Source organism: Dactylosporangium sp. NPDC005555, assembly GCF_040605635.1.
Taxonomy (GTDB): domain Bacteria; phylum Actinomycetota; class Actinomycetes; order Mycobacteriales; family Micromonosporaceae; genus Dactylosporangium.
Window position 1 is genome coordinate 1 of record NZ_JBEXDG010000114.1, and the last position, 13,814, is coordinate 13,814.

Below are 13,814 nucleotides of genomic sequence, written 5' to 3' on the forward strand. Positions count from 1 at the left end.
CCACTGCTTTCCTGGCATGCTCTTGTCCCCTTCACCTTTCAGATCCAGGTAAGCCATCAGACCCAGGAACCTCCCTCCGAGTTCCTCCCGGCTGCACCGGGGATACAACAAGGCGCCTCGCGGCGCAACGCTCATGCCGCGATCCGCTCGCTACGCAACGTCACTGCGAGCTGGCCCAGTCGGCGTCCGGACAAGGAGCCGATGAGCGAACGGGGCGACGCATCCGCGGCGCCGGCGATCCATCGGCTGCTCGCCAACCTCAGCGACCGCCCGGAGGGAGATAGGCAGTTGCACACCCTCACGACGCCTCGGTTCGGATCGCCTGCGGGCAGTAGGCCTACAGTGCCCACCGGATCACGGTGATCAGTCCGAGGACGGCCAGCGTCACGACGATCAGTCCTACCACCGCTGCCAGCAGGCAGGGAAGCTCGTCGCGCCATGGACCGGGAACTGAGGCCGGGGCCGGCCTCAGTCCAAGCCACCGGTGCCGGGCCGTCCTGGCTGGCCCGTTCGATCAACCGCGCCAAACGAGCGCTCGCCACCGGCCCGAGCTTGTCTGTCGGGTCTGTATTGACCCTCAACACGAGCAGGCGCATCTAGGCACCAGGATTGGGCTTCTCGAATGCGGCAATCTCCGTTTCGGTGGCATCCTCCGTGAGGAAGCCCCAGCGTCCGGCTTCAACCAAGTTGCCTACCTGCCGGTAAAGAGCCGCACGCTCAGCACGCAGATCCAGGTCGTCGGGGTAGGCGGCCGTGAGGCTCTCCAAGCGCTGCATCGCTGGGTGGTAGTGGCCGCGCCGCAGATCCGCGAGCAGTGCGTCGGCTGGGGGGCTGTGCTCGTCGTGCGGCGACACCGGCTCCAGGGCGGCAGCGTGGTCTGTCTCAGTGGTGCGGAGTTCACCGCCCACACGGCGCTGGTGAGCAGGATGAGTGTGATCGCGACGGCGCGGTGTCGGCGGGGCGGCATCGTCCGCGCGACGTCGCACAGTCGTTGCCACATGGCGATCAGGCGCTCCGGCATCATCTCAGTGTGCATGCCGGGCCGAGCACGGAAGGAGCGCGCAAGACCGGTAGATGAGTCGAACACGCCGAGTTACTGACGCGGGGCGCGGGGAAGAGAACAGCGGATGGTGTCGGCCACGGTGGTGTCGGCCAGGAGGTGGTCCGTGCTGATGAAGGATGTCCGGGCGCCGGACGCGGTTCCGATGCTGTCGCGAGGCAAGCATCGCCATCCGGGCAAGGGTGCCTGCTTCATGGAACTGGCGTCGTTTCTGGCCGGTGGGCGGTGGAGCGACCATCCGGTCTGCACTCACCCGTTGCTCGCCGGGGTGGCCCGTCTCGTCAACGACAACACCTCCGATGCCGGCCGTCAGCAGCTGGCCGGCCTGGTCCCGTCGGTGATCGGGTTGGTCAGTGCCGACCTGCGCGTCGACGCGCGGATCACGCTCCGGCTGGCGACGACGGCGCTGCCGGTTGTGGCCGCGGAGCGGCAGTGCGCCATGGCGGTCTCCGTGCTGGCCTGTGATCACATGCTCGCCGTTCTCGACGGGCGGTCGCCGGACACGCTGGAGAAGCGCTCTCAGGAGGCGCTGGCGCAGGCCCCCAGGGCCACCCGGTGGGCCGGGAAGTTCACCCGTGGCGTGCCTGCGGCATCGGCGGCGGCCTTCCGCCGGCGGGTCGCGCCGCACGCCGTCCGCTCGGCGGTGGAAGGGGTCGCCGCGACCTGCACGCCGCATCGGGACCGCCTGCTGCGCGCGCTGCTCGTGGACGCGATCGAGGAGTGCGCCGCCTGGGTCGGGCGGGAGGAGGAGCGTCGCGACGCGCGGTCGTCCGGAGCCGGCCGCAGCTGAGCCGATCAGCTGAGCCGGCAGGTGGCGGCAGCGGCAGCGGTGGCTCGCGTTGCGGTGCTGCGGCCGTCCGGAGCGCCGGCGCCGACGGTCATCGCGGGTCGCGCCGCAGCGGGTGGTCGGCAGGGACCTCGACGAGCACGATCGGCACGCGGTCCGGGTCCTCGATCCACACCTCGACCAGCCCCCACGACTCCCGCCGGGGCTCCCGGAGGACCGTCACCCCCGCGGCCCGCAGGCGCTCGTACTCGGCCCGGACGTCACGGACCTGCAGCCACAACTGCAGCGGTCCGCCGGGCTCATCGTGCGAACCGGACACTTCGAGGAGCCCCTGGCCGAGGAAGAAGACCACGCCCGGGTGCTCGGCCGGTCCGAATTCACGGTAGATCGCCAGGCCGAGGATGTCGCGGTAGAAGCTCCGGCTGCGCCCGAAATCGGCCGGGCGCAGCAGAATGCGGCTGCTCAGTACCTCCACGGCTCGATCATCCCCGCCCTCCGGCCACTCCGCAGCGGATCCACGTGGTGCACGCGGCGACCGGTCGGTCGGCGAACGGGCAGGGATGCTCCTCGCCGGTGCGAGGGTGTCGCTACGCCACCGGGAAGTCATAATATGTGCTTGGATACGGCTCGTTGTCGAGCGTGTAGTGCCACCATTCCTTCGGGTAGTTGGTGAACCCGCCTTGTGCCATCAGGCCGGTGAGCAGCGCCCGGTTGTTCCTCGCCAAGCCGCTCAGGCCCGCGGTGATCGTGTGTGCGAGTGGGTCGAAGCAGTCGAAGCCGGTTCCCATGTCGATGCTGTTGTCGGGAAACCGCTGCGCCGCCGGCGCGGTGCAGGGCAGGAGCGGTTCGCCCGTCCGGTAGGAGGGTTCCGCGCGCGAGGGGGTGGCGACCAGTGTCAGGTCCATCGTGCTGCCCCGGCTGTGCGCGGTGGGCCCGCCGATGTATCCGTCGTCGAACAGCACGGACTTGTCGACCTCGGGGTAGAACTCCGCCTTCATCCGCTGGTCGGCTGTCGTCGCCCAGTGCACGAAGTCGTCGACGCCCTGCTGGGGCCGGTAGCAGTCGTACACCTTGAGGCTGTACCCCTTGCTGAGCGCGGTTGTCTGCACCCGGTGCAGCGCCTCGGCGGCCTGGCGGGTGAGCAGGCAGCGTGGCCGCTGGTAGCCGGTGATCGGCCGGCCGACGAAGTTGTGGGCGGTGGCGTAACGGATGTCGGTCAGGATGCTGGGATCGATGTCGGGCAGCGAGACGAATCCCGGCGGGAGCTGAGCCGCGGCGGCCGTGGACGGGCTCGGCGGTGCCGGCGGGGACGTGTCGCCCGCGGCGGGCGGGGACGACTCGCGGGCCGGCGCCGGGATCGTCGGGGCGGGCGGCGGTTGCGTCGGCCGGGCAGGTCCGCCGCACGCGGCGATCAGTGTGCAGGCCACAGCGGCGGCCAGGACGCGGACGCAGTGCCCGGCACGCCGGCGTGCGCCGGCCCCGTTCGCCGCCGCCCGACCGGACGCTGTGGGCCCGCCTGTCGTGAGGTACATGCGCAGATTATTGTGCTTTGTACGGTGGTCGATGCCCGCGAGCCGCGCGGTCGGCGCCCCTCCCACCTGCCGCAGGGCGGTGCTGCCACCTGGTCGCTCCGGGCCGCAGCGGCTCGGGCGCTCGCCTGCGGTTCGTCCGGAGACCACGTTCAAGGCCCTGCGCGGAGTCAGCTGTGCTCGGGGATGCAGCCTGTGCGACACGGTCCGCTACCTGGTCCGGATGACCACCTTCCGAACGGGCTGCCCGACTCGTAGTAGCGGTACGCGGCGGCGGCCTTCGCGAAGGGGAGACGCGGTCGATGACGGTGTACCTGCCGACAAGGGCTCTGTTGCATTCACTGTTCGGCATGATCGAGGCAGGCTTGAGCAGTGAAGTCTCCAAGCCGCAGACCGTCGTTGCCGCCGCGGTCAGCGTTCGCCGGGTTCCGGTTCCCGCCGGACGTGATTGTGGTCGCGGTCCGGCTGTACCTGCGCTACGGCCTGTCCTACCGCGACGTCGAGGAACTGCTGCTCGAGCGCGGTGCCGAGGTCGACCACGTCACGATCTTCCGGTGGGTGCAACGATTCACATCGTTGCTCGCCGATGCGGCCCGGTTCTGCCGGCATGCGCCCGGCGACAGATGGTTCGTCGACGAACCTACATCAAGGTCAACGGTGTCTGGCGGTACGTGTATCGCGCCGTCGACCAGGACGGCCAGGTCATCGATGTGCTCGTCTCCGCCCGCCGTGACGCCGCAGCGGCACGCCGGTTCTTCCGCCGGGCGCTGGCCACGCTGAAGGTCACACCGAACGAGGTCGTCACCGACGCGGCACCGGTGTACCTGGCCGTCCTCGACGAGCTGGTCCCGTCGGCGTGGCACCACGTCGAACGCCATGCCAACAACCGGATCGAGGCCGATCACGGCCAGCTGAAGCACCGGCTCAGACCGATGCGCGGGCTGCATACCGGCCGCACCGCACAGACGATCATCGCCGGACACGCCTTCATGCAGAACTTCCGACGCGGACACTACGAACTCGGGCTCGACGCACCGTCCGGGCTCCGAGTCGCCGCAGCGTTCACCGAGCTCGCCACCGCCATCTGAGCCAGCCACGGGAACCGGGCTCACTGCGTCACCCGATCAGATAACGCAACGGCGCCCTCACGGCTTCGGGGCCACGGTGGGGACCGGGCCCGGCTGGACGCCGGTGACCGGGACCGGCTGGCCGGCCATGCCGGAAATCTCCTCCAGCCACGGGTCGTAGTCCGGGAACAGGTGCCGGTTGAAGTTCGGCTCGCTGGTGGCCACGACCACGACCGCGTCCGGGTCCATCAGCACGAGCAGGCCGTCGTTACCGCAGGCCGGTGGGCATGACCCGGACGGCTGGGGCTCGGCGGGCTGCGTGTCGCCGTTGTCCGGGCCGGGCTGGCCGATGTGCTTGATCCGGGTCTCCAGGCGAGCCAGGTCCAGCTCGGTGACGATGTCGAAGCCGATGGAGTCCGGGTCGATGAACTCGTCCTTCGTGGCGGCCTCCTTCTCCTTCTTGGCGCACGCCGCGTCGCAGTCCGCTTCCGTCTCGGTCTGCTCGATGATGTTGCCGTCCGCGTCGGTCGTCGTCGTCGTACTGGTCAGTTTGCCCGTCCCGTCCTTCCGCTGGATGATCGTGACCCGGATGGACTTCGAGCCGTTGACCTGACCGTTGGCGTCCTTGGTCGGCTGGCTGCTGGACAGCGTGGTGGTCTTCGTGCCGTCCGGCGCCGTCGACTCGCGCTGGTACCGGTAGACCTCGCCGGTCGTCTCGCCCTGCGGGTCGACGCTGCGGACCGAGCTCGACGCCTCCTTCGTGTTCTTGTCCTGACTGACCGAGTTCCGCACGATGTCCTTGCTGCCGTCCGTGTAGTTGATGGAGTAGAGCTGCGTGGCGCCGCCACCGCTGTAATCGATGTAGGGCTTGCCGTCGACACCGCCGAGGGTCTCGTCTTGGACCTCCTTGCCGGAGTTCGCGCCGAACTGCGACAGGCCGCCCGCCGTGCCCGCCGAGTAGAGCGAGCGGTCGTACTTGGTGAGGAAGGTCGTGCCGCTCATCGTGCCGGGGGTGATGCCGTAGGTCGGCGGCTGCTTCGAGCCGTTGACCTTCAGCCCGAACTGCAGGTCCCACCCGTTGACGTCCAGGGCGTCCAACACGATGCCCATCGAGGCGAGCAGGTTGGCGTCGTGGTCGACGATGGGGAACTCGCCCAGGCCGGTGGCCAGCGCCCGGCCGTCCGGGGTGACCGTGGGCAGCAGGACCAGCTCGGTGAAATGCCGCTCGAACGACTCGAGCTTGCGCTCCAGCAGCAGGTCGAGCAGCTTTGCCGGGTCGGGGGCGGAGTTCGGGTCGTCCATTGAGGTGCCAGCAAGTTTCTCGTCGACGTCGGCGACACCGTCGCGGTCGCGGTCCCTCCAGCTCTCCAGCAGCACGAGGCAGGCGCGGCTGCTACAGACGGCGTGTTTCGGCTCGTCGGCGGCGAACGCGGCCGACGAACCCAACGAGGAGGCGAGGATGACGGCGGCAACGGCCGGACGGAGGCGGCGGTTCATGAGCCACACGGTAAGAACCCCACCGGCCGGGCGCCTGAGGCGGCGGTCCCGCGCTGCCCGGCCGACCCGGGACTGCTGTCCCGGGCCAGCCCGGACGGCCCGAGCCCCGGCCGGGTCGCTCAGGGTTTGCCGAGGCCGGCCCGGCGGGCGTGCAGCATCGCCTCGGCGCGGCCGGTGACGTGCAGCTTCGCGAAGATGCCGGAGACGTGGTTGCGCACCGTCTTCGGGCTCAGGTGCAGCTGCGCGGCGATCGCCGCGTTGGTTTGCCCGTCTGCCAGGAACCGCAGGATCTCCCGCTCCCGTGGCGTCAGGTCCGCGAGGTCGTCGACCGTGCGCGGTACCGCGAAGTGCTCCATGATGCGGTGCGCCACCCGGGGCCCGAAGATCGCGGCACCCGAGGCGACCGCGTGGATGGCGTGCACGATCTCGGCCGGCTCGGCGTCCTTGAGCAGATAGCCCCGCGCACCGGCGCGCAGCGCGGCGAACACCGATTCGTCGTCGTCCAGCATCGTCAGCATCAGCACGGCGACCTCCGCGGCCGCGGCCGTGATGGCCCGCGCCGCCTCGACGCCGTTGAGCCCGGGCATGTGCAGGTCCAGCACCACCACGTCCGGCCGCACGCAGCCGGCCAGTTCGACCGCCGCCGCGCCCGTGGCCGCCGTCCCCGCGCACTCGAGGCCCGGGTCGGTGTCCAGCAGCAGCCGCAGCCCGCCGAGGAACACCGGATGGTCGTCCGCGACCACGACCCGCAACGGCCCGACGCCGGTCCGCAAAGGCCGCTCACTGTCGGACATGCATCACCGCCGCCGCAAACGAGGATCGATGCCCCACCATGCGGGAAAGCGACCCGAGCGTCAAGGGGACGGTGCAGTGCGGCGGTGGGCCGGTCTCGTGTTGCTCCTGCTCGCGTGCGTCGTGCCCGCGGTGTGGGTGGCGACGGTACGCCTCGGCGCACCGGCCGACGGCACGGCGGTCTATCCGAGTGCGCCCCCGTGGGGCCCCGACGGCGTGGTGGTCCGCGAGGTCCACGCCGGCCCGCTGCGGCCGGGCGACCTGGTGGTGGCCGTCGACGGCCGTCCCCTCGGCGGCGTCACGCCCGGCCGGGTGGCCGTCTATACCATGATCCGCGACGGCTCCACTGTGGACGTCCCGGTGCAGCTGCACACCTACCCCGTGCGCCGCGTGCTGCGCGAGCATCTGTGGGCGCTGCCGTTCGCCGCCTCCGAGCTGACCGTCGCCGCCTTCGTGATCTTCCGCCGGCCACGCGACCCGGCCGCCCGGTCGCTGTTCGCGATCGCGGCGCTGCAGGTGCTGGGCGGCGCCGCGTACCCGCTGTCCAGCCAGGTCATCGATGTCGCCACCGGAAGGATCTGGCCCACCCTGGTCAGCGACACCGCAAACGCGCTGCTGTGGGGCGCGATGCTGCACTTCGCCCTGGTATTCACGCGGCGGCGGCCGCTGGCGTGGTACTGGACGGTCTTGATTTATGCCGCGCCGCTCGTGCTCTACGCCGCCCGGGTGCTCGCCGGGCTGCCCGGTGCGAATGCCCTGCAACGCCTGGGGCTCTTCGCCGCCGTGTCACCGCCCGCGGCCAACGTCTACCCGCTCGTCATCGTCGCCGCGCTCGTGACCGGGTACATCCGCAACCGCGATCCCGGCGACCGGCAGCGCATGCGCTGGCAGCTCTACACGTTCGGCTTCGGCGTGGCCGCCTACCTGGGGCTGGGGCGCATCCCGGAGTGGCTCGCCGGCGCGCCCCTACTGGGCTGGGACGTGCTCACGCTGTTCTTCCTGCCCTGCCCGCTGGCCCTGGGTGCGGCCGTGCTGCGGTACCGGCTCTTCGACATCCAGGTCATCCTGCGGCGGTCGCTCGTGTACGGCCTGCTGTCCGCCGTGATCGTGGTCGCCTACGTCGGCATCGTCACCGCCCTACGGCCACTGCTGGGGGCCCAGGTCCCGCTGGCCGCCGTCGCGATCATCGCCGTCGCCGTGGTGCCGGCGGCCACCCGTCTGCGCAGCGTCGTGAGCCGCCTGCTGTACGGCGACCGCGACGACCCCTACGAGGTGCTGCGCCAGCTCAGCGCGACCCTGTCGTCGTCGGCCTCACCGACGGCCGTGCTCGAACACGCGGTACACACCCTGAGGCGCACGCTGCGGCTGTCGTACGCGGCCATCGAGATCGCCGGCCTCCCGGGCGTCGCCGTGGGCACGCCGAGCGGCCCGCCGGTGGACATCGCGCTGGTGCATCACGGCGAACATCACGGCCGGCTGAGGCTGGACCCCGGCCCGCTGCGCGAACCGTTCGGCCCCGACGACCAGCGCCTCCTCGACGGCCTGGCCCGCCAGGTCGGCGTAATCGCCCACCAGCTGCGGCTGAGCGAGCGGCTGCAGCGCTCCCTGGAACGCACGGTGACCGCCCTGGAGGAGGAGCGCCGCCGCATCCGCCGCGACATCCACGACGGCCTGGGCCCGACCCTGGCGTCGGTCACGCTGCGCCTGCGGCTGGCCCGGCAGTTCCTGCACCACGACCCGGCCACGGCCGACGCCATGTTCGCCGGCCTCATCGAGACCCACGAGCACGCGCTGCGCGACGTCCGCCGCCTCATCGACGGCCTCCGCCCGCCAATCCTCGACCAGCTGGGCCTCACCGCCGCCCTGCGCGAACAGGCGGCCCGCCTGGGCGGCACGGTCACCATCACCGTGCAGACCACGCCTGACGTCGAGCACCTGCCAGCCGCCGTGGAGGTGGCCGCCTACCACGTGGTCTCCGAGGCCCTGACCAACGTGATCCGCCACGCGCAGGCAAGCCACTGCCGCATCCGGCTCTTCCGGGCCGAGGGCCTGACCATCGAGATCTCCGACGACGGCTGCGGCCTCCCCGAGGTGTACCGCGCCGGCGTGGGCCTGCGCTCCATCCGCGAGCGCTGCGCCGAACTGGGCGGCACCGCCGACATCCACACCGCCGAGCCCAGCGGCACGATCGTCACCGCCTACCTCCCCCTGCCGGATTGTGGAGACGTCGTGGACGATCCCCCGGTCTGCCGGGCCGGGTGACACGTCCTACGAGTGCCGGCCCTACGGCTGGCTCGTCGACCGAACCCGGCTGTGCCTCAGCCTGCGTCTCCGGCCCCGGCAGCGTCGTTATCGGGCTTGTACGGCGAGCGCGGGTTCGCCGGCTGACCGTCAGCCCGCCCGCAGGTCGCCCACCGCGAACACCCGCGGCACGCTCGTCTGGAACTGTGCATGCCGAAAATGCCATCCGGGCAGGTCAAGCGGCACGCTCGCACCCGCGTAGAACTCTGGCAGGTCGCCGGCAGCGCCGGATGCGGACCTGTCCGAGTCGTGTCTCAGGTCGTTGATGGCGAGCAATGAGTGGAGCGGCCACGTCGACAGAGATGGTCCGCGGCAACCTGAGCGCTGTCGACGGCCGCGTAAGGATGAGGTGGCTCCTTCTCCCGCAGCCGCCGCCGACAGCGATCGACCACCAGCGCTACGAGGGAAGCTCGACCGGCAACTCTCTGGATACGATCACCGTGTGGGTTTCATGAGTGCGTCCACTTGGACACGTCCTCATGTTCGCAGTGCGTCGTTGCGGACAACTACTGACGGTGAACGGACGTCGAGGACAACACCGCGTGACGGGAACCCTCAGCGGCGCAGCCGTTGGCCCCCGGTTCTTCACCGAATGCGTTCACGGTCGCTGATCAACGCCGGTGTTATGGCAGGAGCCGGGCCGGCGCTCCGGCGGTCCAGGTGGGTTCGAGGACGGCGAGCGCGTCTGCGGTCACCGCGGCGCGAAGGCTCGCCGAGCGGGAGCCGGGAACGATCTGTGCGGTGTGGCCGTGCCGATCGACCGGCACGATGCATGCGCCGTCGGGGTAGGCCTTCGCGGTGCCGACGACCGGGACGAACGCCGCGTCGCCGGTGTCGGCCCGCCGCACGCGTATGTTCGCGCCGATCGCGAAACTTCCTCATCGGCCAGCCGGCGCAGGAGATCTTCGTCTTCAACCGGCGGGTCTTCGAGGAGGACCGGCGCGTCGTCGAGGTGCAGCAGCAGCCGGAGAACCTGCCCTGGATCCGCGCATCGAGGTCAACATCCCCGCCGACCGCAGGTCCGTCGCGTACCGGCGCGGCCTGCGCACCCCTCGGCTTCAGCCACTTTCTTCACCGCATAGAACGGGGAATCCCAGCATAGAGATCACTACCACCAGGTTCGGCGCGCAGCTGCCCGACTGGGTCGCGGCCGAGCTCGCCGAGGTTGAGCCCGTCCTGCCGGACGTCGAGGATCGAATGCGGGTCGCGCACCGCCTCGCCGGCCGCAACCACCGCGAGGGCACCGGCGGGCCGTTCGCCGCCGTTGTCAGTGTCGCCGGTACTGGCGAAATCATCGCCGTCGGCGTGAATCTCGTCCTGGCCAGCGGCCTGTCCGGGATGCACGCCGTGGTCGTCGCGCAGTCCCTCTCCCAGGCCCACCTCGGCACCTGGAATCTCGGTGGCCCGGGCAGCGACCCTGTCGAGCTCGCCGTCAACTGGCGTCCCTGCGCCATGTGCTACGGCGCCGTCCTGTGGTCCGGCATCGCCCGGCTCGTCATCGCCGGCGCGGGCGACGAGGTCGAACACCTCACCGGCTTCGACGAAGGCCCGATGCGCCCCGCCTGGAAGGAGCAGTTGCACGCCCGTGGTGTCGAGGTGCACACCGACGTGCTGCGCGACGAGGCCCTCGCCACGTTCCGCGAGTACGGCGCACGCGACGACGCCGTCGTCTACAACGGCGGCGCCCGATAAGTGCCAGGAAGTCCGTTCAGCGAGCCAGCGGCGTGGCTGCCGGCTCGCGCACGCCATCGTCGATTCGCATCATGAGCAGCTCGACGGAGCGTTTGTCGAACGCGAGCGGGCTGTCGAAGCGAAGGTTCATGTCCGTCACCGGTCGACCTGAACCGCGTCTCACTTCGGCATGAGCGCTCGGCGGCCGGACCGCCGAACGTGGCGGATGTCAGCGAGCGGATCGCGGCAGATCCGCGCAGCCGATCATGTAGTCGCTCGGAGCTTGATGCGTTTGGGTAAGCGGCCGGTGCGGAGCCCGCGGAGGCGGACGGTACTCAATTGCGCTCGCAGTCGAGGACCCGTTCGAACTCAACAGTGATTCGACGGCACCCCAGTAGTACGGCCGAGCCCGGCGAACGTGTAGGCCGTGGTGCATGACGCCGGCCCCTGGACCGCTTGGACCATCCAGTGGGCGGCCAGCCACAACTCCCACGACCAGACCGCATGTGCACATACCGATGGGCGGCGTTGCCGACCATGGCGGCGGTCGCTACAGTCGCGCGCGTGATTTCAATCAAGACCGAGCTCATCATCGCCGGGACCTTGCTGGTCGCTGGGCTCGGCGGGTGGGTGACGCAGAACGCGGTGGCGCAGCCGCGACTCACCGTGGCGCAGATCGGGGCTGCCATCGGCTGTGCCAGCGTCGACAAAGTGCCCTCGGAACCGGGCGCGCGGGAGATGGGTGCATGCCCGCTGGAGGGGCACCATCGGGTCACCATCGTGACGTTCGACGGCGCGCGTCAGCGCGACGAGTGGCTGACCAGCAACCGTACCCAACGGCCGGCGGCGTTGGGCGCCCAGGCCGTGGTGACAGGGGACGGCTGGGCGGCAGTGACTGACGACCTTGCCGCCGCCACCCGGCTGTCGTTGAAGGCGCACGGATGGTGGGCGTGACCACGTTCCGGACCGCCGCCGGTGGCGTCGCCGCGCGGCTCGACAACGCCATGTGGTTCGTGCTCGCCACGGCCGCGATCTTCGTGTTCGTTGCCGTAGCGGACGTTTCGGCGCTGTTGCACGTTAGCGCGGCGCTGCCGTCGCCGCCGCTTGGTGAGCTGCAACTTGGGCAGCGCCTCGGCACGTACGAGACGTTGCTGTTCTATGGCCACTTGCTCTTCGCCGCGGTGTGGTACTACCTGTGCACCGCGCTGGTGCGCAGCCGCGGCGCCGATCCGGCGCTGGTCCTGGCGACCCGCCCGGTCGTCGCGTGGCGGCTCGGGGTCGTAGCCACCGTCGCGGCCGGGTTCGCGCTGCCGCACGTGAGCCTGCTCGATGGGCACCGTTTCGAGGTGCAGCTGCAGTGGATGATCCCGCTGCTGTTCGCCCGTGTGGCGCTCACCGCCCTGCTGGTGGTGGCGGTCTTCGGACTGCGCCGCCGAATGCATGAGGTGCTGCTCCACGCACCCGACGCTCCGGCCACCGACTGAGCAGTCCGTGTACTGCGGTGCGTCGGCGCTCGCTCGGCGGCATGAGAGCGCACGTGATCTTGTGGTGCTGCAGTCCCGTGCGAGGTCGATCGACGATCGGCGTGCGCCGGCAGCCCCGGCGGCGTAGCCTTCAGCCCGGATACTGCATTGAGGAAGCGTTGGATGAGCGAGCCTGATGAGGTTACCCGCGTCGGCCCCTCGGACCGTCGGGTCAGTGACCCGACGCCCGGGAAGGTCCGTGAACAGGCCATTGCCGTCAACGGCCTGTGGTCCGGCCTGGTGAGCTCCGCTCCCGGCGCAACGTCGGGCTGGCACCATCACGGCGAACACGACACCTCCGTGTACGTCGTCGAGGGCAACGTTCGCATCGAGTTCGGCCCCGGCGGCGCCCGGGCCATCGATGCCGGCCCCGGCGACTTCGTCCACATTCCCCAGCACGTCGTGCACCGGGAGAGCAACCCGGGACCGACCGCCGCGCAAGAGATCGTCACTCGCTCGGGCACCGGTCCACTCACCATCAATGTCGACGGGCCTGCGCCCGCTTCCGGCTGACCTCAAACGTCGGCACAGCGGAACCCGACCGCGGACTGTCCTCGGACAACCTCGCGGCCAACCACTTCGATGCGTGCACCGGCAAAGCCGGTCACCAATACGAAGCGAAGCGAGCGCCCAGCGGCAAATCCGTACACCCCGCATGCAGGCTCAGCAGGCGGCTGCAGCTGGAAGAGCATGAAGCGCGACGCCGCCCGGGTCCGGTAGCGTGCCATGGCTGACTCTCGTGGAGTGGATGACCCGACGCGGCGACGAGGTGCGGTATCCATCTCTGGAATGGGTGAGGTCGGGCATGGGCTTCTACGGCACGTTGGTCATCGCACGGTGTGACACGTTGCTGCCGCAGTTGCCCGAGGTCCAGTCTGCGTTCGGAACGCGGGTGGTGTGGCCGTACCGCAGAGACGACGGCTGGCAGCTGCTGCACCTGGCGCCGCCGTTCGGGCATCAATGGCCGACCGTCGGAGCGGGTCCCGCTCCGTTAGCGGAGGCCACCGGCGCGCCGGCGTTGGCGGTATGGATCTCGGAGAGTTCGTGCCTGCAGTATGCGGCCGCAACACCCGACGGTCGGTCGTGGACGGCGCACTTTGCCGACGAAGCCAACGCCGATGTCGAGGAGCTGCTTGCCAGCGGTGTGCAGCTGCCAGAGGGTCGGTGCGGCTACGACTGAAGTTCCACCCCAGGATCGGACACCGGGGTTTCATGCCGCGAGGGCGGTGGCCTGACGGTAGCAGACGCGGGCCTCGTACGGGGTTCGGTGGTTGAGTGTCGAATGTAGACGGTTGCGGTTGTAGTAGGCAAGGTAGGCGAACACGGCTCGGCGGGCGTCGGCCCGGGTGGCCCAGACCCGGGTGCCGATCTCGGCTTTCAGGGTCGCGAAGAACGATTCGGCGACGGCGTTGTCGTAGCACGACCCGATGCGGCCCATCGACCCTCTCATGTGGAGTGTCTTGAGCGTGGTGCGGAACTCGGTTGAGGTGTACTGGGAGCCGCGGTCGGAGTGGAAGATGGCGTGTGGCTTGACCAGGCCGCGCCAGTGGGCCAGCTGGACCGCGTCGCACACGAGGTCGGCGCGCA

At 70.1% G+C, this 13,814-nt stretch carries 15 protein-coding genes and 1 pseudogene; 8 read left to right on the forward strand and 8 right to left on the reverse strand.

Annotated features, from left to right (window positions below; all coding sequences use genetic code 11):
- Positions 1 to 596 precede the first annotated feature (596 nt).
- The gene (locus ABZS58_RS49935) at positions 597 to 908 is read right to left on the reverse strand and encodes a DUF6584 family protein (protein WP_354791772.1); all 312 of its coding nucleotides are present in this window, start codon (positions 906 to 908) and stop codon (positions 597 to 599) included.
- A gap of 219 nt (positions 909 to 1,127) precedes the next feature.
- On the opposite strand from ABZS58_RS49935, the gene ABZS58_RS49940 reads away from it, so the two are divergent.
- Positions 1,128 to 1,850: a hypothetical protein gene (locus tag ABZS58_RS49940; RefSeq protein ID WP_354791774.1), complete on the forward strand. Its 723-nt coding sequence runs from the start codon at positions 1,128 to 1,130 to the stop codon at positions 1,848 to 1,850.
- An 88-nt stretch (positions 1,851 to 1,938) separates the two neighbouring features.
- Here the strand turns inward: ABZS58_RS49940 and ABZS58_RS49945 are convergent, their stop codons facing one another.
- Positions 1,939 to 2,322, reverse strand: coding sequence for a VOC family protein (locus ABZS58_RS49945; protein ID WP_344505999.1), 384 nt, complete (start codon positions 2,320 to 2,322; stop codon positions 1,939 to 1,941).
- A gap of 112 nt (positions 2,323 to 2,434) precedes the next feature.
- Positions 2,435 to 3,379, reverse strand: coding sequence for a M15 family metallopeptidase (locus ABZS58_RS49950; protein ID WP_354791776.1), 945 nt, complete (start codon positions 3,377 to 3,379; stop codon positions 2,435 to 2,437).
- A gap of 396 nt (positions 3,380 to 3,775) precedes the next feature.
- Here ABZS58_RS49950 and ABZS58_RS49955 point away from each other — a divergent pair.
- A pseudogene (locus ABZS58_RS49955) lies at positions 3,776 to 4,464 on the forward strand (IS6 family transposase).
- A 57-nt stretch (positions 4,465 to 4,521) separates the two neighbouring features.
- On the opposite strand, the gene ABZS58_RS49960 reads toward ABZS58_RS49955, so the two are convergent.
- Together ABZS58_RS49960 and ABZS58_RS49965 are read right to left on the reverse strand one after the other, a co-directional pair.
- A complete protein-coding gene (locus ABZS58_RS49960; RefSeq protein ID WP_354791777.1) occupies positions 4,522 to 5,940 on the reverse strand; it encodes a hypothetical protein in 1,419 nt (472 codons plus the stop codon).
- 119 nt (positions 5,941 to 6,059) lie between these two features.
- On the reverse strand, positions 6,060 to 6,734 hold the full coding sequence (locus tag ABZS58_RS49965) for a response regulator transcription factor (protein ID WP_354791778.1): 675 nt from the start codon (positions 6,732 to 6,734) through the stop codon (positions 6,060 to 6,062).
- 97 nt (positions 6,735 to 6,831) lie between these two features.
- Between ABZS58_RS49965 and ABZS58_RS49970 the strand changes: the two genes are divergently transcribed.
- On the forward strand, positions 6,832 to 8,994 hold the full coding sequence (locus ABZS58_RS49970) for an ATP-binding protein (RefSeq protein ID WP_354791779.1): 2,163 nt from the start codon (positions 6,832 to 6,834) through the stop codon (positions 8,992 to 8,994).
- A gap of 662 nt (positions 8,995 to 9,656) precedes the next feature.
- Here the strand turns inward: ABZS58_RS49970 and ABZS58_RS49975 are convergent.
- Entirely contained in the window at positions 9,657 to 9,881 is a 225-nt protein-coding gene (locus ABZS58_RS49975; RefSeq protein WP_354791780.1) for a hypothetical protein, read from the reverse strand.
- 349 nt (positions 9,882 to 10,230) lie between these two features.
- On the opposite strand from ABZS58_RS49975, the gene ABZS58_RS49980 reads away from it, so the two are divergent.
- Complete coding sequence (locus ABZS58_RS49980) at positions 10,231 to 10,725, forward strand: nucleoside deaminase (RefSeq protein ID WP_354791781.1); 495 nt, start codon at positions 10,231 to 10,233, stop codon at positions 10,723 to 10,725.
- Between the two features lie 16 nt (positions 10,726 to 10,741).
- Here the strand turns inward: ABZS58_RS49980 and ABZS58_RS49985 are convergent, their stop codons facing one another.
- Positions 10,742 to 10,864 carry a hypothetical protein gene (locus tag ABZS58_RS49985; RefSeq protein WP_354791782.1) on the reverse strand — a complete coding sequence of 41 codons (123 nt, stop codon included), beginning with the start codon at positions 10,862 to 10,864 and terminating at the stop codon, positions 10,742 to 10,744.
- A gap of 404 nt (positions 10,865 to 11,268) precedes the next feature.
- Between ABZS58_RS49985 and ABZS58_RS49990 the strand changes: the two genes are divergently transcribed.
- From ABZS58_RS49990 to ABZS58_RS50005, 4 genes are all read left to right on the forward strand, one after another.
- A complete protein-coding gene (locus tag ABZS58_RS49990) occupies positions 11,269 to 11,658 on the forward strand; it encodes a hypothetical protein (RefSeq protein WP_354791784.1) in 390 nt (129 codons plus the stop codon).
- Entirely contained in the window at positions 11,655 to 12,188 is a 534-nt protein-coding gene (locus ABZS58_RS49995; protein ID WP_354791786.1) for a hypothetical protein, read from the forward strand. Before ABZS58_RS49990 ends, ABZS58_RS49995 begins: the two co-directional genes overlap by 4 nt.
- 162 nt (positions 12,189 to 12,350) lie before the next feature.
- Positions 12,351 to 12,740 (forward strand): cupin domain-containing protein, encoded by a 390-nt coding sequence (locus ABZS58_RS50000; RefSeq protein ID WP_354791788.1) that lies wholly within the window; start codon positions 12,351 to 12,353, stop codon positions 12,738 to 12,740.
- A 292-nt stretch (positions 12,741 to 13,032) separates the two neighbouring features.
- Complete coding sequence (locus tag ABZS58_RS50005) at positions 13,033 to 13,407, forward strand: hypothetical protein (protein ID WP_354791789.1); 375 nt, start codon at positions 13,033 to 13,035, stop codon at positions 13,405 to 13,407.
- Between the two features lie 30 nt (positions 13,408 to 13,437).
- On the opposite strand, the gene ABZS58_RS50010 is transcribed toward ABZS58_RS50005, so the two are convergent.
- On the reverse strand, positions 13,438 to 13,814 hold a 377-nt coding region (locus tag ABZS58_RS50010), incomplete at its 5' end, for an integrase core domain-containing protein (protein ID WP_354791791.1).